Source organism: Moorena sp. SIOASIH (genome assembly GCF_010671925.1).
Classification (GTDB): Bacteria; Cyanobacteriota; Cyanobacteriia; order Cyanobacteriales; family Coleofasciculaceae; genus Moorena.
This window is the reverse complement of the sequence record NZ_JAAHIH010000008.1, coordinates 112140-132601: the sequence shown is the minus strand read 5'-3', so window position 1 is coordinate 132601 and position 20462 is coordinate 112140. Positions and strand designations below refer to the sequence as shown.

At 45.6% G+C, this 20462-nt stretch carries 10 protein-coding genes and 1 pseudogene; 3 read left to right on the top strand and 8 right to left on the bottom strand.

Annotation, left to right across the window (positions count from 1 at the left end; genetic code table 11):
* Positions 1–10: 10 nt before the first annotated feature.
* The 7 genes and pseudogenes from fusA to F6J90_RS38665 form a co-directional block, all read right to left on the bottom strand.
* On the bottom strand, positions 11–2086 hold the full coding sequence (fusA, locus tag F6J90_RS38695; protein WP_293106787.1) for an elongation factor G: 2076 nt from the start codon (positions 2084–2086) through the stop codon (positions 11–13).
* Positions 2087–2226: 140 nt separating this feature from the next.
* Positions 2227–2697 (bottom strand): 30S ribosomal protein S7, encoded by a 471-nt coding sequence (rpsG, locus tag F6J90_RS38690; RefSeq protein WP_293106783.1) that lies wholly within the window; start codon positions 2695–2697, stop codon positions 2227–2229.
* 338 nt (positions 2698–3035) lie between these two features.
* The gene (gene rpsL, locus F6J90_RS38685; RefSeq protein ID WP_071106977.1) at positions 3036–3407 is read right to left on the bottom strand and encodes a 30S ribosomal protein S12; all 372 of its coding nucleotides are present in this window, start codon (positions 3405–3407) and stop codon (positions 3036–3038) included.
* An 88-nt stretch (positions 3408–3495) separates the two neighbouring features.
* Positions 3496–3840 carry an iron-sulfur cluster assembly accessory protein gene (locus F6J90_RS38680; protein WP_293106780.1) on the bottom strand — a complete coding sequence of 115 codons (345 nt, stop codon included), beginning with the start codon at positions 3838–3840 and terminating at the stop codon, positions 3496–3498.
* Positions 3841–3944: 104 nt separating this feature from the next.
* Positions 3945–5244: pseudogene (locus F6J90_RS38675) on the bottom strand (transposase).
* Positions 5245–5856: 612 nt separating this feature from the next.
* On the bottom strand, positions 5857–6285 hold the full coding sequence (locus F6J90_RS38670) for a phosphomannose isomerase type II C-terminal cupin domain (RefSeq protein ID WP_293106777.1): 429 nt from the start codon (positions 6283–6285) through the stop codon (positions 5857–5859).
* Positions 6286–6778: 493 nt separating this feature from the next.
* Positions 6779–8839, bottom strand: coding sequence for a phosphodiester glycosidase family protein (locus F6J90_RS38665; RefSeq protein ID WP_293106774.1), 2061 nt, complete (start codon positions 8837–8839; stop codon positions 6779–6781).
* Between the two features lie 940 nt (positions 8840–9779).
* Here F6J90_RS38665 and F6J90_RS38660 point away from each other — a divergent pair.
* Positions 9780–14591 (top strand): glutamate synthase-related protein, encoded by a 4812-nt coding sequence (locus F6J90_RS38660; RefSeq protein WP_293106771.1) that lies wholly within the window; start codon positions 9780–9782, stop codon positions 14589–14591.
* Positions 14592–14759: 168 nt separating this feature from the next.
* On the opposite strand, the gene F6J90_RS38655 is transcribed toward F6J90_RS38660, so the two are convergent.
* Complete coding sequence (locus tag F6J90_RS38655) at positions 14760–14900, bottom strand: hypothetical protein (protein ID WP_293106768.1); 141 nt, start codon at positions 14898–14900, stop codon at positions 14760–14762.
* 295 nt (positions 14901–15195) lie between these two features.
* On the opposite strand from F6J90_RS38655, the gene F6J90_RS38650 reads away from it, so the two are divergent.
* Positions 15196–16395: a DegT/DnrJ/EryC1/StrS family aminotransferase gene (locus F6J90_RS38650; RefSeq protein ID WP_293106765.1), complete on the top strand. Its 1200-nt coding sequence runs from the start codon at positions 15196–15198 to the stop codon at positions 16393–16395.
* A 906-nt stretch (positions 16396–17301) separates the two neighbouring features.
* On the top strand, positions 17302–20439 hold the full coding sequence (locus tag F6J90_RS43925; RefSeq protein WP_366514000.1) for a S8 family serine peptidase: 3138 nt from the start codon (positions 17302–17304) through the stop codon (positions 20437–20439).
* Positions 20440–20462 lie beyond the last annotated feature (23 nt).

Sequence of the window (20462 nt, the reverse complement as noted above, 5' to 3'; positions counted from 1 at the left end):
CTTTTTTTTGTTATGCGTTCCCTTGATTCTTAGCAATGATGGCTTCTGCCACATTGCGAGGTACTTCATCGTAGGTCTTAAACTCCATAGAGAAGATACCCCGACCTTGGGTCTTAGACCGGATATCCGTAGCATAACCAAACATCTCTGCTAATGGAACTTTAGCAGTGACTTTGGCAATGCCGTCTTCAGAACCCATACCTTCAATTTGACCACGGCGGGAGTTGAGGTCACCCATGACATCCCCTAGGAAGTCTTCCGGCACTTCCACCTCAACTTTCATCATAGGCTCTAGGAGTACTGGCGCAGCCTTCATCACAGCATTCCGCATGGCCATAGAACCAGCAATCTTAAATGCCATTTCTGAAGAGTCTACGTCGTGATAAGACCCATCTACTAGGGTAACTTTCACGTCGATCACTGGATAGCCTGCTAGAATCCCTGATTCACAGGCTTCCTTCATCCCCTGTTCAGCAGGAGAGATGTACTCTCTCGGTACAGAACCACCTACAATCTTGGAGACGAATTCAAAACCACTACCAGTATCTCCTGGTTCCAATTCAACAATAACGTGACCGTACTGACCTTTACCGCCACTTTGACGGATAAATTTACCTTCCGCCTGGACTGATTTACGAATCGTCTCTCGATAGGCTACCTGGGGAGCGCCCACATTCGCTTCTACCTTAAACTCTCGCAGCATCCGGTCTACCAGGATTTCCAAGTGCAGTTCACCCATGCCCGCAATCACGGTTTGGTTAGTTTCTGGGTCAATGCTGACCCGGAAGGTAGGGTCTTCTTCAGATAGGGCTTGGAGGGCTTTGGATAGCTTCTCCATATCCTGCTTGGTTTTTGGCTCTACTGCCACCGAGATTACTGGTTCTGGAATAAAGAGGGATTCCAAAATAATCGGAGACTCTTCGTCACAAATAGTATCCCCAGTGATAGTATTCTTCAAACCAACCGCAGCGCCCAAGTCTCCCGCCCGCAACTCCTCTACTTCAATCCGGTCATCAGCTTTCAAGACAATCAAACGAGATATCCGTTCCTTCTTATTCTTAGTGGAGTTGAGGATATAGCTCCCCTTCTTGAGTACCCCAGAGTAAACCCGCAGGAAAGTTAGGCGACCATAGGGGTCTGCCATAATCTTGAATGCCAGAGCTGACATAGGGGCTTCATCATCAGCCACCCGCTCGACGGTTTCACCCTTAGGCATAGTACCTTGAATTGGCGGAACATCAATCGGAGCTGGTAGGTAATCAATAACCGCATCCAACAGCAGCTGAACCCCTTTGTTCTTGAATGCAGAGCCACACAACATAGGAACGATTCTGCCCTCAATGGTTCCTTTGCGCAGGGCTTCACGAATTTCCTCTGCCGTGATTTCCTCTCCTTCAAGGTACTTCTCAATTAACGCCTCGTCAGTTTCTGCCACCGATTCCACTAGTTTGGCATGGTATTCTTCGGCTTGCTCTTTGACCTCTTCAGGAATTTCTGTATCTTCGATGTCAGTTCCCAAGTCATTGGTGTATATCTTGGCTCGCATCCTCACCAAGTCAACAATGCCTCTAAATTCGCTTTCACTACCAATCGGGATTTGGATGGGAACAGCATTGGAGCGCAATCGGTCACGAACTTGCTCATAGACCTTGAAGAAGTTTGCTCCTGTGCGGTCCATTTTATTAACAAACGCAATTCGAGGTACCTGATAGCGGTCTGCTTGCCGCCAGACGGTTTCAGACTGAGGCTGGACACCACCTACGGAGCAAAACACAGCAATCACACCATCCAATACCCGCATGGAGCGTTCCACTTCAATGGTGAAGTCAACGTGACCGGGAGTATCGATAATATTAATCCGATGCTCTCGCCAGTTGGTGCTAATCGCAGCAGCAGTGATCGTGATTCCCCGCTCCCGCTCTTGGTCCATCCAATCAGTTACAGCTGTACCTTCATGGACTTCACCAATTTTGTGAACAATTCCGGAATAAAACAGGATTCGTTCAGTTGTTGTTGTTTTGCCCGCATCAATATGAGCTGCAATTCCGATATTGCGTGTTTTCTCAAGGGGGATGGTGCGTGCCACGGTTACCTCCTTTATCTGGTGCCACCATTTCCTCACCAGGTAGCTATCTATTTACAATTTTATACTTTTTTTAAGTTTTTTAGGCATTTGTGGACATTATCTTATGGCTACCAGGTTCTTGTTCTGAACTTTTAGGGTAATTAGTACCGATAGTGGGCAAAAGCTTTATTTGCCTCGGCCATTCTATGGGTTTCTTCACGCTTGCGAATAGCATTTCCCGTTTCATTCGCAGCATCCATTAGCTCATTAGCCAATTTGCTCGCCATGCTCCGACCGGAGCGAGTTCTGGAGAATTTAATCAGCCAGCGTAGGGCTAGGGTAGTCCCTCGCTCAGCCTTTACTTCCATAGGAACCTGATAGGTTGCCCCACCAACCCGGCGAGCCTTGACTTCTACTAGAGGGGTCAAGTTACGCACAGCTTTTTCAAAGGTTTCTATGGGATCAGCTCCAGTTCTTTCTTCAATGATTTTCATTGCGTCATAGATAATTCGGTAGGCAAGGGATTTCTTGCCATGACGCATGAGTCTACACCCCAACATACAAATCAGGCGACTGTTATAGACTGGGTCAGGGGGGACAGGACGCTTTTTAACAACTGAGCGACGAGACATAAGTAAGCTTAAGAAAAAATCAAAAATACAGTTTACTATTAAAAATTAACCAAGGCAATCAACTACACTCCTGTGATTAACCCTAGTGTGATTAACCCTGGTGTGATTAACCTTGGTGATACAGTTAGCTTATGGTTGGTCCTCTAATTCCTGTTTTTGTTTACAGGTTTTACGAGAAGCTAATCAGTTCAGCTTTCTAGTATTCCTTGGCTTCAGGAATTGGATCTTTCCTTAAGCAACGACCAAGCGGGATTTATGGGCATGGGTGAGATCACAGCAACTCTCTTGCTGGAAGTCTCTTGAAGTCTCTTATTGTAGAGGAGTCAATTCTCGTGAGTTTACTTAGGGCGCTTTGTCCCATACTTAGAACGACCTTGACGCCGATCTTTCACTCCTGCCGTATCAAGGGTACCCCGAATAATGTGATATCGCACTCCAGGTAAGTCCTTTACACGACCACCTCTGATCATCACCACGGAGTGTTCTTGTAGGTTATGACCAATACCGGGAATATAGGCTGTTACTTCAAATCCTGAAGTCAGACGAACCCTTGCCACCTTTCGCAAGGCTGAGTTGGGTTTTTTGGGTGTAGTTGTGAACACCCTAGTACAAACACCACGGCGCTGGGGACATTGTTTCAGCGCTGGGGACTTAGTTTTCTTCTTAGCTTTGAAGCGCTCGCTACTAATGAGCTGCTGGATGGTGGGCATGAGTTACGGCTTAATAAACATTGGTTGATTGAACTTAATCAACTACAAACAAACCAAAGGTAATTATATCGAATTTAACACTCTGGTGTCAATCTTGCTCCTTTGATGGCTCTACACGAAAGGAATTACCGCAGCCGCAGCTTTCTGAAGCGTTAGGGTTATGGAAGCGAAACCCTCCTCCCATGAGGTCTTCTGAGTAATCTAGAGTTAAGCCATTGATAGTTTTTAGGCTTTCCGGGTCTACGATGACACTGATGCCATCACAGTCATAGACCTGATCCTCAGAATTGATCACTTGCTCAAAGTCAATAGTGTAGTAAAAATCAGCACACCCACCCTGGCGGACACCTAGACGCAATTTGGCGTCTGGCTTTTGACGCTTGGACTGTACACGTCTAATCTCACTCGCAGCAGCTTTACTCAGTTTAATCATTAACGATACTAACTATACGCAACAACTAGCACCAGCTAATGTTACCTCAAAAAGGAATATTGACACTCCCCGTCCTAGAAGAACAGGGATTCTTTAATCAATGATCAAACTTGCTTAACCAGACCGGAATCAGGAAAAGTAGAGGTCGGATCTCCTAAAGCGTTCGGATCAACGATCCAGGTTCCTGTATGCCCTACAGTACCCAAGGCTCTTTTTAGAATATTGATAGCTGCATTATGGTCGCGTTCGCGTAGCGTCGCCTGAGGCCGAAGGCCACGCTACGCGAACGGCGAATCCAACACACACCCGCATAAACATGCATGAGTTCTAGTAGATAGCGATTTTTTGACAACTTCACCACAGTTTGAGCAATTTTGGCTAGTATAGGCAGGATTAACTGCTACAGTTTCCCTGCCAAACTTTTGTCCAAAATACTCTAACCATTTTCTAAATTGATACCAACCTGCATCATTAATAGATTTGGCAAGACAATGATTTTTGACAAAATTTCTCACTCTTAAATCTTGCCTTACGGCACGCTGCGCGAACCTAAGCGACCACGTCGTTAGAGTGGATTACGCAACGCGCGAGTCTCTTCGCGTGTTCTATGCGCTTCGCGCAGGCTTCGCCAACACGTTGCCTACTTATATTAAGGTGTGTCCTGCCTAATCTATTAATGGCTTTTCTTCGGTTAGCTGTTCGCGAAGCGTGGCCTACGGCCTTGCCTTTCTTTTTACGAGAAACTCGGCGTTGATAAAATTTCAACCGTTTCTCGCCCTTACGATAAAATCTTGGATTTGGTTCTGTGTTTCCCTTTGAATCGGTGTAGAATTCTTTTAAACCCACATCAAGTCCCACATTGGTATGGGACGGATCTAGAGATTCTTTAATCTCAACTTTTACACAAAATTGAACATAATAGCCATCTGCGCGACGAACCAACCTAACTCGTTTAATCAAATTTTGGTCGTAACGCCATAACTCCCAGGTTCCCTTAAGCTTTAGTTTCCCGATACCTTTTTTGTCTAAGAATTTTATAGACTTGGTATCAGGTGAAAGTTTCCAGCCTGATGTCTTATACTCAACTGACCGAGAAAACTTTTTAAACTTGGGATAACCCTTTTTGCCAGGGACTTGTTTTTTACACTTATCGTAAAACCTAGAAATTGAACTATAAGCTCTTTCCACCGAAGCTTGACAGGCATGAGAGTTTAAGTCTTTGACAAAAGGATATTCAGATCTCAGCCACGTGTTATAGCGATACAGGTCTTTTTGTCCTATCCCTTTGTTGTCCATCCAGTAACGGATGCACTTATTTCGTACAAACTGACCAGTGCGTATCGCCTCATCAATGGCGGCATATTGAGTTTTATTCCCTTTGACCTTAAATTCTAAGACGATCATTTGACGTGGAATAACTCTACGTAATATTATAGCACAAAAAAAAGCCGTCCTAGAAGGACGGGGCTTGAGACCCAAATTTTTGGTCATTAATCATTAGTCATTTAATTTGCCACTGCCAAGAGGCTTTTTTGGGCATCCTAAAGACTTCTAACTAATGCTGACGGGGTGACAAACAGCCTTAAAAGCCTTACTGGGTGTGGGGTGTGGGGTGACGGGTGTAGGGGAAGATCAGGAGCTGGCTACGTTGCATTGGACGGTTGAATCAGGTTTCGGACTGATTGTTATTGCTGGGCTCACTCCAAATTCCCTGTCTTGATGCAATAGCGAGTGGGGGAAACCCCCAAGACCGCGCTGCATCGCTTCTATTTTCCCCACCCCCCACACCCCACACCCCACACCCTGTATACTTTTTAGCCTTGTTGTCACCCCCTCAGTAACTAATGACTAAGACTAGTAACTAAAGACTTGTCAGCTGTCAGCCGTCAGCTGTCAGCCGTCAGCCGTCAGCTGACGTAAAAGAGATTAAACGAATGCTTACCTCTTTTATTCAAAAGCTTAAAGCTGATTGCTGATAGCTGATTGCTTACAAAGACTTACAACTAATGACTTAATCTATTTGTCTTCTGGTTTGCTGCGGGCATAGTCATCTTCAAAGCGAATAATGTCATCTTCTCCGAGGTATTCTCCATTCTGAACTTCAATTAAAACGAGGGGAATAACACCAGGATTCTCTAGTCGATGAGCATGGCCTTGGGGAACATAAGTTGATTGATTTTGATGAATAATTTCTTGTTTATCGCCACAAATAACTTTAGCTGTACCACTGACAACAATCCAGTGTTCGCTCCTATGGTAGTGCATCTGCAAACTTAAGCGATGACCCGGCTTGACTTCAATGCGCTTGATTTTGTATCCCCGTCCTTCTTCTAAGACAGTGAAAGACCCCCAAGGTCGTAGTTCGGTAGCGGCAACGCCTTCAGCTACTCGGGATGACTGTAGGGTAATGGCCGAAACTTGAGAAATTTCTTTTGACTGAACCATGGTTTTGTTCCTGAAAACGTCTAGCTAAGTGATTTTGGGAAAGTTTACTAATTGCTTACTAATTCTAGGTTAGACAAAATCAAGGGGAATTGACTATCGAAAAATCTAGCAAACTATAACTAAATTTTTCAGGCCAAATTAGTCGATTACCTGAATTTATATAAAGTCTTTACATTAGAAATAGTTATCTTGACCTAAGTTGAAGCTGAATAAACCTATAGTTAAGGGATTCGTGATTTCCAAAAATCTTAATAAATCTGATCACTTCATACTTCCTTCATATGTAAGCAGTCAGCCCTCAGCCCTCAGCCCTCAGCTTTCAGTGGTTAGCCGTTATCTTATTTTATTCAAAAGCATTTCAAGTAGCCTGGCCAATGGCCAATGGCTGATAGCTGATAGCTGATAGCTGATAGCTGATAGCTGATAGCTGATAGCTGATAGCTGATAGCTGATAGCTGACGGCTGAATACTTACCTTCATACTTCTTAAACTATCAGGGAACAGGTGTAAAAAAGATGCCCAGACCGTTGTTAACTGGTGCTGCTGTATAGGGAGACCGATCTAGGAGTTGACCACCTAGATAAAGTCCAGTTGAGCTACCCCCGTCAAGATTGAGGGCATTAATCGCTCCCAATTTCTGCATCAACTGAGCTGTTTCCCTTAAGGTTGGGCCACGTCGAGTATGACTATGGTGAAAAGCAGCAATAATCAATCTGCCATTAGCAGTGGTTCCGATCGCACTGCGTGGAGCAGACTGCTGAATAAAGGCATCACTAAATTGTTCCGATTTGCCATCCAAAACAATTTTTCGATCTTGTAGTAGCAGTGGTCCACCACCGAGAATATGGGGGTAGCCATTGAAGTCAGCAGGAAACGTACTCCCCTCAATTCGCACTTGGGTACCGATACTAAGATCATGAACGGCTGTGCTGTTGGCTCTAAGGGTAACTAGATAGCCATTGGGGGGGATAGGAAAGGCTTGCTGACCGGCAAGTCCTCCAGGCAACAGATGGGTGACCGAGTTGTTCTGGACAACTACGATGATTTCATGATCAATTAAGGGAGTGTAGGTTGGTCCGAAGGCGGGAGTGTAGCGGGCAATGCCAGCTTTGACATAACCACTGTTGACGAATAGTACTGGCAAACGTTTCCGGTTTGAGGTAACTAAGGTTTCGGTGAGGCTGAGTCGTCCCAGTTTAAAGTGACCGCGATCATTCCAAGCGATCGCTCCCCGATTCAAAATTGGACCAGATAACCACCGACTATCACGGCGAATTGCTCCTAAGGGCAATTGGTTGTTACGGTTGAAAAAGCCAGCATTAATTGCAGCAGATGCTTGCCACCACTGAGCAGCTTTAATTAGTGGGGCTGTTCCCACTTGGGTCGTAGCATTACTGCCAATGGGTCTGAGGCGTAACCGGTGAGATTTGGGGTTAACCTCCAGCCACACCACTGGGAAGCTAGTATCTTTGAGACTAATCAACTGCTGACGCCACTGGATGCCGGGTGCCCAGAGAATATTTTTCCTTACCATGGCATCGGGTCGCAAATCAATCACCAATCGAAAAGGGTTAGGCAAGGTGAAAACTCGCAGACGTTTACCTTTGGGGAAATCCACCCTGAGCCTAGTTTGGTTCTGATGGCTTTCTAAGCGGATAACCGGTTTATCCATAGGAGCACCCACAGAAATGGGAGCTACATCTTCAGGCCCTTGGATCTTGGCAGCCTCTAGAGCATTAAAACCCTTGACTAGTGACGGGTCGGCTGAGGCAGCTACTGTAATCACACCTTCAGTGCGTCGGTCATTGACTTGCCAGAAGGTTGGGCGGTCTAAATCAAGAACAATACGATTACCCCAAGGCTGACGTCCCTGGCGAATAGCCTTCACCCTGGCTGGCATGGAAGAGATATACAGCTTATCCCCGTGAACTTGTAACTGCCAACCTGCTGTTTTGGCAAAATCGGTAATATCTAGATATCGATAAGCACCACTAACTTGGCTGGGGAAAACTACTGATGTACTCCGGGGTTTAGAAAACCACCGAATCGGTTGCTGGGTAAAATCTTTACTATTGAGCATTTCTATCCCCAAAGTTTGCATCGCTCCTACATCACTGATGCCAGTGCGCACTGAGGTTCCCACCAACCACTGCTGCCAAGGTAAGTTGATCCGCTGACCATTTAAATACACTTGAAACCCTTGTCGGATCACCTGGGGGGGGACAGAGAAAAACTCTACCTCTAAGGTGTTATCAGCCATGGGTGGTAGCTCTTCCAATAGTTTCTTCCCCTTTAAAACTAGGATGTTCTCCTGGGTGGTTTGGGATAAACTTTGAACCAGGACAGGGGTCTCTTCATCTGCTGGGGGCAACTGGTTAAGTAACTCTTTAAAGCTATTTAAGATTAAGGGTTCAATTGCTCCAACTCGCCTATTTGCCGTAGCTACGGATGCTGGGAATAGAATTAGGAGCAAGAGGGTAATGGCTAGCTTGGAGATCTTAGTCCACACTTTTGTAGTATCAATTCCGGTCTTTGGTGTTACTCTTGTCACCATCAAAGGGTTCCATTGAGCATTGGTTGCTGCTAGTAGCCTGTTTCCTCAAAGGACTGATTTGGCTGACAAGCTATCCTTTCATAGCCTAAATCAGTCAGCAAAAACTATAGAGAAGGTTTAATTTCACATACTCTTAACCTAGGCTCTAGGCATTTAGGCTCTAGGCATTTAGGCTAAGTGGGTTCTAAAAAAGTTATGAAGCACTCCGGGTCAAGCACGGAGGCCCTCAACTCCCCCTTTTGTAAGACCTAAGACCATGAGCCTAATACCTAGGCATTTAGAGAGGAGATGCCACCTGGTCTAAACTAAGACTGTGATGAAGGCTACTGTGACAACATCAAGTCCTGTCAGTGCTTGCATAGTCGTTAAGAAAGCTATTTTGAGTTTCGCTCAATGGTCTGGAACACTGCTACGGTAAATCCACCAATTTCTTCCCGAGTAAAATTTTCAGTAGGTTTATGGACAAATTAGGTATTGCTATCCCTAACCCATTTCTTATATCATGACTATCCGCCTATATAGGTAAGTTTCTAGGATTTATGCCAGCTTCATGGAACCCTGGTGACTTTGGTCATCAGCTAGGTGGTTAGTTGCATGCCATTTTAGTTGCATCCCATTGTTGAAGCACGCTTGCGTGTTGCTACTGGTAAAACCTAATCAGGTTAACTACATCCCTTGCTCTGTGTCGGAGGATGTAGCTTTTGTGTCAGCAGCTGACCAGATTTCATTGGATACTCAGGATAGGAGTTTCTAAGGGAAAAAAGCTTGATAGATTGTTACACCCAGGGAATCGGGATTAGACCCAACCAACTTCTGGCTCACCATTTATGGTAAATCATTGTTGATTTTTCCAGCCTAGTAGCAGTGTATAGGTCACTGCTACTAGGTTAATATTCCTCAATCTGTAATGAAAGCATCACTAAACACCGTGAATAATTGGATGAATAATATCGATAACCAGAAAAACCAGGAAGATCTACAACACTATCACAAAAGGATACCGTATCCAGGTCAACGTTGGTTGGTGGAGGAACGAGATGCCTGTGGGGTTGGCTTTATTGCTTCTGGGCAGGGTATAGCTAGCCATCAATTGATTGAACAAGCTCTAGTGGCACTGGGTTGTCTAGAACACCGGGGGGGGTGTAGTGCTGACCAAGATTCAGGGGATGGTGCAGGCTTATTGACTGCTATTCCCTGGAAACTGTTGCAAAAATGGTTCACCGAACAAGGAATTGACCAGCCTCCTACGGAGCAGTTAGGAGTTGGGATGGTATTCTTGCCTCAGGATGAGACGTTGGTTAGCCAAGGTAAGTTAATTGTTAAGGAAATTCTTGCTCAAGAAGGCTTAAAGGTATTAGGCTGGCGTGTGGTACCAGTACGTTCAGAGATCCTGGGTATCCAAGCGAAAGCCAATCAACCCCATATCGAACAGTTGATCGTAGCCTCTGAAGGGGAGATAGGAGATGAACTGGAGCGTTTGCTGTTCAAAACTCGCTGTCGCATTGCTAAGGCACTAAAATCTCAGAGTACCATCCGAGTGCCTGATGATTGGTATTTTTGCTCCTTTTCCAGTCGCACGATTGTCTACAAAGGCATGGTGCGCTCAGCGGTACTTGGAGAGTTTTATTTAGACTTAAAAAATCCTGATTACCAGAGTGGTTTTGCTGTCTATCATCGACGCTTTAGCACCAATACTATGCCCAAGTGGCCCCTCGCTCAACCGATGCGCTTGTTGGGACATAATGGTGAGATTAACACTCTGTTGGGCAATGTCAACTGGATGATAGCCCGGGAGGCTGACTTGGCTCATCCGGTTTGGGAAAAAGGCTTTAAGCTTAAAGGTGCTCAAACCAACTTGCAACCAAATAACCTTAAACCAAATAACCCCTTAGATCAGATCAAGCCTATTATCAATCCCGAAAACAGTGACTCAGCCATCCTAGATAATGTATTCGAATTACTGGTGCGATCTGGACGCAGTCCTCTGACCGGATTAATGATCATGGTGCCAGAAGCTTACCAAAATCAGCCGGATTTGGATAAGTATCCAGAAATTGTTGATTTTTATGAATACTACAGTGGAATTCAGGAAGCTTGGGATGGTCCAGCGCTGTTAGTATTCAGTGACGGGAAAACAGTGGGAGCCAGCCTAGACCGAAATGGATTACGACCGGCTCGTTATAGCATTACCCGGGATGGCTATGTGGTGGTGGCATCAGAAGTGGGGGTAGTGGACTTGCCAGAATCCGAGATTCTGGAAAAGGGCAGACTCGGACCAGGGCAAATGATTGCTGTTGACCTCGAAAGCAACGAAATTATAAAAAACTGGGACATCAAGCAACGGGTGGCAGCTCAGCAACCCTATGGTGAGTGGCTGAAGCAGTATCGTGTAAAATTGGAACCCCAACCCTTTACTGAGGCTCCTGAACAAGAGGCGGCTGAGTTACTGCGTCAGCAGACCGCTTTTGGCTACACTGCTGAGGATGTGGAGATGATCATCCAGCCGATGAGCACCCAGGGGAAAGAACCTACCTTCTGTATGGGAGATGATATTCCCTTGGCGGTACTCTCTAATAAGCCTCGGCTACTCTATGACTATTTTAAACAACGGTTTGCCCAAGTCACTAACCCACCCATTGATCCTCTACGGGAAAGTTTGGTGATGTCGTTGAGTATAGAGCTGGGTGAGCGAGGGAATATATTAGAAGCTAAGCCGGAGTACGCCCAGTTGTTAAAGCTGGAAACCCCAGTCCTCAATGAGGCGGAGTTGGCAGCGGTGAAAGGGTCAGGGTTTGAGACGGCTGAACTCTCTACTCTATTTGAAATTGCTACTGGTCCGGGGGGGCTAGAAGTAGCTGTGAATCGTATGTGTGACCAAGCCGCTGAGTCGGTAAGGGCTGGCAAAAGGATTCTGATTTTAAGTGATAAAACTGCTGGAGGGCTTTCTGAAAACTACTCCTATATTCCACCGATGTTGGCTGTAGGTGCGGTTCACCACCACCTGATCTCTCAAGGATTAAGGATGAAGGCATCCATTATTGTGGAAACGGCTCAATGCTGGAGTACTCATCACTATGCTTGCTTAATCGGTTATGGTGCATCAGCAGTTTGTCCCTATTTGGCTTGGGAATCGGTGCGGAATTGGTGGGCTAATCCTAAAACTCAGAAATTGATGGCGCAGGGTAAACTGGAAAGCCTAACCATAGACCAAGCTCAGAAAAATTATCGCAAGGCGGTAGAAGCAGGTTTATTGAAAATCCTATCTAAGATGGGAATTTCCCTATTATCGTCTTACCATGGCGCTCAGATTTTTGAAGCAATTGGCATTGGTGGGGATTTATTGGCACTAGCCTTTAAGGGAACTACATCCCGGCTGGGGGGTTTGAGTATTGCTGATTTAGCTCAGGAAGTGATGGAGTTTCACAAGCGGGCTTTCCCCCTGACAGCTAAGAAACTGGAAAACTTTGGCTTTATCAATTACCGTCCTCGGGGTGAGTATCACATGAACAGCCCTGAAATGGCTAAAGCCCTACACAAGGCGGTTTCTTCCTTCGTCCGTGACCAATCTTCTAACAATGGCAACGGGAAAAATCACAAAGAGTTGGAAGTTAGCAAGTTGCAGGTTAAACCTTCAAACCTTGAAGCTAACAAAGAAGCTTACGACCACTACGATGTGTATCGGAAACTTTTGGAAGAGCGTCCAGCAACTGCACTACGAGATTTGTTGGACTTCAACAGCGACCAACCTACTATTCCGATCGAGGAAGTAGAACCTGTTGAGGAAATTGTCAAGCGCTTCTGTACCGGTGCGATGTCCCTAGGCTCTCTATCCCGAGAAGCTCATGAAACTCTAGCTATTGCTATGAACCGGATTGGCGGTAAATCAAACAGTGGTGAAGGGGGTGAAGACCCAGTGCGCTTCACCATTCTGAAGGATGTGGATCAGACTGGTAATTCTCCGACTCTACCTCACTTAAAGGGGTTACGTAATGGGGATGTTGCTTCGTCTGCGGTTAAGCAAGTAGCATCTGGTCGTTTTGGAGTAACACCAGAGTACCTGATGAGTGGGAAGCAGTTAGAAATTAAGATTGCTCAAGGTGCTAAGCCAGGGGAAGGGGGTCAGTTACCGGGTAAGAAGGTCAGTCCCTACATTGCTAAGCTGCGGCGTTCCAAGCCAGGGGTAACCCTAATTTCCCCACCACCCCATCATGATATCTATTCGATTGAAGACCTAGCGCAGCTGATTTTTGATTTGCATCAGATTAACCCTCAAGCTAAGGTATCTGTGAAGTTGGTGGCAGAAATTGGGATTGGAACTGTTGCGGCTGGGGTAGCTAAAGCCAATGCGGATGTAATCCAAATTTCTGGTCATGATGGCGGTACTGGAGCATCTCCCCTGAGTTCGATTAAGCACGCTGGAACCCCTTGGGAACTGGGAGTAACTGAAGTACATCGGATCTTGATGGAAAACCAACTACGCGATCGCGTTTTGCTGCGGGTAGATGGTGGCTTAAAAACTGGTTGGGACGTACTGATGGCTGCCTTGATGGGAGGAGAAGAGTACGGTTTCGGTTCGGTATCGATGATTGCTGAAGGTTGCATTATGGCACGGATTTGCCATACCAATCAATGTCCCGTAGGGGTTGCTACTCAGCAAGAACGCCTGCGCCAGCGCTTTACCGGGATTCCAGAGCACGTGGTCAACTTCTTCTACTTTGTGGCTCAGGAAGTGCGATCGCTTCTTGCCAAACTAGGTTACCGTTCCTTAAAGGATATCATTGGTCGGGCTGATCTACTCAAAGTCCGGGACGACCTTGAGTTGACTAAGACATCTATGCTGAATCTAGATTGTCTGACTCAGCTGCCTGATACTCGCACAGACCGCAGTTGGCTCAACCATAACGATGTCCACAGCAATGGACCAGTCCTAGATGATCAACTGCTGGCTGACGCTGACCTGACGAATGCTATTCAAAATCATGGGTCCGTGACTAAAGATGTTGACATTGTCAACACTGACCGTACTGTAGGGGCTCGAATTGCTGGGGTAATTGCCAAGCAGTATGGTAACACTGGTTTCGATGGACACATTACTCTCAACTTCAAGGGGGCTGCTGGTCAAAGCTTTGGTGCCTTTAACCTGCCTAGTATGACCCTGATTTTAACTGGTGAAGCCAATGACTATGTAGGTAAAGGGATGCATGGTGGTGAAATTATTATCAAACCACCGGCTGATGCCACCTACGACCCAGCTAACAATGTGATTGTAGGTAATACCTGCCTCTATGGTGCCACTGGCGGAACATTATTTGCCCATGGTGGTGCTGGTGAGCGGTTTGGTGTGCGCAACTCCAAAGGCTATGCTGTGATTGAGTCCGCTGGTGATCACTGCTGTGAATACATGACCGGTGGTGTAATTGTAGTCTTAGGGAAAGTGGGACGCAATGTCGGTGCTGGTATGACTGGTGGTTTAGCCTACTTCCTAGATGAAGAGGAGAGTTTTCCCGCCAAAGTGAACCAGAATGTCAAGATTCAACGGGTGATTTCAGCGGCTGGAGAGCAGCAGTTGAAAGGCTTAATTAAAGACCATGCCACTCGGACTGGTAGCCCGAAAGCCCAGATGATTCTGGATAACTGGTCTGAATATCTGCCCAAATTCTGGCAAGTGGTACCACCTTCTGAGGCAGATACTCCTCAAGCCAATCCTGATGTGGTAGAGGAACGGGAGTTAGTTTCTTCGACAGTAGCCTAAAACAGTTGAAGCTTAAAGGTTCCAGGTTGGCTTCGGTTACCAGTTGCCGGTTAGAAGGTTGAAGGTTGGTTTGATCACCTTTAACCTTCAATCTGTCAAGATTCAACTGTGAATAACCTTGGCCAAAAGGCTACGCGTTCGCTGAAAGCGGGACGAAGTCCATCGCGTTCAACCTGTAACCTGTTCTAGGTCAATCTTTTCGAGGCAAAATTCATTCACAGACGCTTGACGACGAATCATCATCTCCCTTACCCAATCACGATTACCTCGCTTAATATACTCTTCGACTGAGGGGGCGACATGAGCCACGATCAACCGATATCTACCCAATGCACATTATGAGCCATTTTTTATGGCATTTACCCTGGTTTAATTAGTTGAATTTAAGCAAAATTTAACTAATTAAATTGGCTATACCGAACTGGCTGTGTAACAATGTTATAAAATTATTATACCAGTCCTAAATGATTCGTGAAATATATTGGCCAAAGCCATCGCTATAACCCTTGCCCAGCAACGATTCCAGATGCTGATTTTACAAATAAATGATTTAGGATTGCTGTAGTATAATCCTGATTGGGCGGTAATTTGAGTTTTTAATAGAATGATTTTTTCTAAAAACCCCATCCAATCAGACCTAGTCGGGAATAAGCGCGGTTTTATAGACACTAGGTTCGGTAGAGCCAAAATTCCCTTTGAAGGGTATAGTCTTCGCTTTGAGTTTCTCAAAAACCAGATTCTTGAGTTATTTGACGAAGTAATTTTATCTGGAAAATATACAGGACGCGGAAATCGTGTTATTGCTCTTGAAAAATCGATAAAAGATTTATGGGGGACAACCGGAATTGCCACATCATCTGGAACTATCTCTTTGCAAATAGCACTCATGTGTGCTGGAATCAATCCAGGTGATGAAGTAATAGTGCCTTCATTAACATTTATTTCAACAGCTTATGCTGTAAATGCAGTCGGAGGTATTCCAGTATTTGTAGATATAGACCCCAAAACACTAACCATTAATCCAGATGCAGTCTTGGATTCTATTACTAGGAAAACCGTAGCTATTATCCCAGTACATATGTATGGGCAAATGGCTGATATGGACAGATTAATGGATATAGCTAAAAAGTACAATCTAAAAATTATTGAAGATTGCGCACAAGCACATGGGGCTACTTATCATGGCAACTATGCTGGTAGTATGGGAGATTTTGGTTGTTTTTCTTTCTATAATGGCAAAAATATAGGCGGATTAGAAGATGGTGGCATGATAACAATGCAAGATGCCAAGAATGTATCACAAGTCCTTCGTTTATGTGATTTAGGTAGAATCCCTGGAAATCGTTATAATCACGAGGTGTTTGGGCTAAGAGGGCGTATGGGAGAGTTTACAGCCGCATTAATAAATTTAGAATTAAAATTCTTAGAAGAGTGGAACCAACGTCGTAATTATATTGCTAATTATTACAACGCTCATTTTGATGGTTTACCACTACAGATTCCTTTTGTTGCTCCAGGGCGGACTCATGTTTATTATCTATACACTGTTATAACGGATTCAGTCCAGACAAGACAGAAATTAGAATACCACTTAAATTCTGTTGGCATCGAAACTATGAGAATATATCCGAAATTGATTCCAGATCAACCTGTTTATCAAAATGGTTTACCTCATCGGGTAGGACGATTAACAATAGCAAAGCAAATCGTGGAAAAGTTATTATCTTTACCAGTCTATCCAGAATTGGAGATGACGGATCTTAACAGAATAGTTAAAGCAGTGCAGCAAGTATTTTGCCAGTAGTCGATAGTCATACCAAATCCCCTTGATTGAGGAGGTGTTCTTTGTAGGGCAATGTATCAAAAAGGTTGGTAATCGGAGTATACCTGAAAGGTGTTTGAGAGGGCTTCTGGACTATGAGAGCAAGCGTAAGGATGATTTTAGCGATAGCGGTGGCATTCTCGCTTACTTAAGTTAGGTTGGGAGCGATCGCGTTTCCTAAGAGCTGATTCGTAAATTCGCTGTAATCCTTGTAGGATAAGGCTTGCACTCAAATAGAACAATTGAACTATTTAATACCCAAAAAACAATCATAGCAAGTTGATGTAGGGTGGGCAGTGCCTCAGACAGATCATCAAGCTTGCAAAGGGCGTTGGTAGGCACTGCCCACCCTACTAATCAAGATATTGCTGATCCCGTAGCGTGCGCGTAGCGCATTTCTTTATCGACAGCAGGGGCAAATAGAATTGCTCTGGAAATTCCTCAAAATGCCTTTGAATTTGGATAGATTAATTACTAAGTATTGCAATGGACTTCGAATTAAAAATTCTGCGGCTTTGATAGTTTATATCCTGTTACATTTAATCGAAAAGTTTAAATAATTTTGAGATAAATTTTTATAAAAAATTAGAGGTTTACAAGGTAATATTTATATTGAAATACTGAGCCGATGTTGAGGTAATCTCCTGTCAATAGGAATCAACTTCTTCTTCTGTCTGAATGTCAAATTTTGTGAATGTATTCAACATTTCTTAATATATTCACCATTTCTTGAGAGGAGTGTATATAATTGCGATCGGGGTGAAAGCTATAGGGCGCTGCGCGGCAGTCGCTAAGGGATTCCAGCGCTAGTAGCTTCACTAAATCTCCCCTGAAGACGGGAGGTTCAAGGACTCCCTTCTCGCTAGCATTTCTCTGGATGACCAATAGATGTTTAACTACTCAGCGTCAAAATTGCCTGGAATTGAATCTTTGTGGGATGAATCTATTGGGGATTCGCGCGTATGTGTAGCCGTTCTTGACGGATCAGTTGATCTATCTCATCCCAGCTTTCAAGGGGCCCAGCTAATCAAGCTGCCTACACTGGTTTCAGATGCTCCTGTGGGGAAGATGGCTAGTCATGGTACTCACATTGCCAGCGTAATTTTTGGGCAGCATGGTAGTCCAGTTCAGGGAATTGCCCCCGGTTGTCGTGGGCTGATTGTGCCAGTATTCTCTGATACTCAGAATCGTTCACTGTTGCAAATAGACCTAGCTCGAGCAATTAATCAGGCAGTTGAACAAGGAGCTAATGTCATAAATATCAGTGGAGGCGAACTCAGTGAATCTGGTGCAGCAGACCCCATTTTGGAAAAAGCTGTCCGTCACTGTCATGAGAATGGTGTTTTAATCGTTGCAGCAGCGGGAAATAATGCCTGTGAATGTCTTCATGTTCCGGCAGCTTTGCCCTCGGTGCTGGCCGTGGGTGCAATGAATGACCAGGGATTGCCAATCGATTTTAGTAATTGGGGTCAGGCTTACCAAAACCAGGGAATCTTGGCTCCTGGTGAAAACATCTTGGGAGCCATGCTTGGTGGAGGTACCACCCTAAAATTTGGGACTAGCTTTGCGACTCCAATTGTATCTGGGCTGGTAGCACTGTTAATGAGCATCCAGCTCAAACGAGGAGAAAAACCCGATCCTCACTTCATCCGTCAGGCACTGCTTGAAAGTGCCTTACCTTGCCACCCAGATACAGTTCCAGATGCTCGTCGTTGTCTGGCAGGTCGTCTCAATATTCCTGGAGCATATGAGTTGATTACTAAAGGGGAAACACAAGAAATGTCCAATCAGAATTGGGAGGTGGAAAGAATGCAACCCAGTGAAGCCAGTAATTTGGGTTCGGCTGAATCGGTTAATCAGCAGCAAGTCTACGAAACGACAGTTGTCCCCAGTGCTACTTCTGGACAAATGACTGTAGAACCCACTGCACAGACTGCACCGGTTCAGCAAGCCATGCCAGTTCATCGTCAGATGGGAGTCATTCCCGCTGCACAGACTGCACCGATTCAGCAAGGGATGCCAGTTCACCCAGTTCATTATGGGCAGATGGGAGTCGTTCCCGCTGCTCAGACTGCACCGGTTCGGCAAGCCATGCCAGTTCAACAGGGAATGCCAGTTCATCATGGGCAGATGGGAGTCGTTCCTGCTGCTCACACTGCACCGGTTCAGCAAGCCATGCCAGTTCATCGAGTTCATCATGGGCAGATGGGAGTCGTTCCCGCTGCTCAGACTGCACCCATTCAGCAAGCCATGCCAGTTCAACAGGAAATGCCGGTTCATTATCAGCAGATGGGAGTCGTTCCCGCTGGCTATAATGAACCGGTTCAGCAAGCCATGCCAGTTCATCGAGTTCATCATGGGCAGATGGGAGTTGTTCCCGCTGCTCACACTGCACCCATTCAGCAAGCCATGCCAGTTCAACAGGGAATGCCGGTTCATTATCAGCAGATGGGAGTCGTTCCCGCTGCCTATAATGAACCGGTTCAGCAAGCCATGCCAGTTCATTCAGTTCATCATGGGCAGATGGGAGTCGTTCCCGCTGCTCCCGTTCAACAGGGAATGCCGGTTCATTATCAGCAGATGGGAGTCGTTCCCGCTGGTCAGACTGCACCGGTTCAGCAAGGAATGCCGGTTCAACAGGGAATGCCGGTTCATTATCAGCAGATGGGTGTCGTTCCCGCTGGCCAGACTGCACCGGTTCAGCAAGGAATGCCAGTTCAACAGGGAATGCCAGTTCATTATCAGCAGATGGGTGTCGTTCCCGCTGGTCAGACTGCACCGGTTCAGCACGCCACGCCGGTTCAACAGGGAATGCCGGTTCATTATCAGCAGATGGGAGTCGTTCCCGCTGCTCAGACTACACCGGTTCAGCACGCCACGCCGGTTCAACAGGGAATGCCGGTTCATTATCAGCAGATGGGTGCGGTACCCGCTATGACTGCTAACACCGTTGCTTCTAGTAGGGTTACCCCCAGCGGTGTCGTCCCTTCCATGGGATGTGGCTGTGATAGTGGTTCAAAAGCTTTGGTTTACGCAATCGGCACCATTGGCTATGACTTTGGCACAGAGGCTCGTCAAGATAGCTTTAAGCAGCTGATGCCCTTAGTGGATTCTCAAAACGTTAATAGAGAAGTTTCAGCAGAGAATGAAAATACTGAGACTGCTGTTCCTGCTAATCCATTTGATGTGAGGCAGATGACTAACTATCTTCTGGGTACTCCCATACTCGATGGCAATGGTGATCTGCAGCTAGATAGCCAGAACGACTATGAAGTCCGCCGTAATGAGGGAACAGACAACATATCAGAAACTCAATCCCTGATTTGGACATTGAATCTAGAGCTGACCCCCATTTATGCTATTGAGGCGAAAGGTCCATCTGCTCAATTGGTGTACAAGCAATTGAGCAAGTTTCTAGAGGGGCAGGCTTTGCCACAAATTGCCCAGAACGATTACAACAAAGGATACATTGATAAAGTTTCAGTCCCAGGAATCTTAACAGGTAAAACCGTTCAACTATTCTCTGGTCAAGTTGTTCCTGTACTTGAACTGTATAATCTTCGAGGACTGTACGGTTGGCACATTGAGGTCTTAATCCAGGATGTCATTAACGCAGTTGCGGCAGGCGACATAGACGAAACCCGGTGGGATGAAGTGCGTGAGGCGACCGATTATGCATTAAGAGCGTTTCTACAACGCATTTACTACGATCTGCGTAATCTTGGTCAAACCTCCCAAGAACGTGCTTTCAACTATGCCGCGACCAATGCCTTTCAGTTTGCAGATGCCTTAGTGACTGTACTACAGACTTCGTCGAGTTCAAGTGCTGGGTCTATGCAACTTGATACCATTGGGGTTGAACGAAGTCCCTTCTGCCGAGTCGATTCAGACTGTTGGGATGTCAAGCTTAAGTTCTTTGACCCAGAAAACGATAGACGAGCCAAAAAAATCCTGCGATATACAATTGATGTTAGCGATATTATGCCGGTGACCATGGGTCAACCCAGAATTTGGGATGCCCTCTAGTCAGATATTTTTTTTAAAAAAGG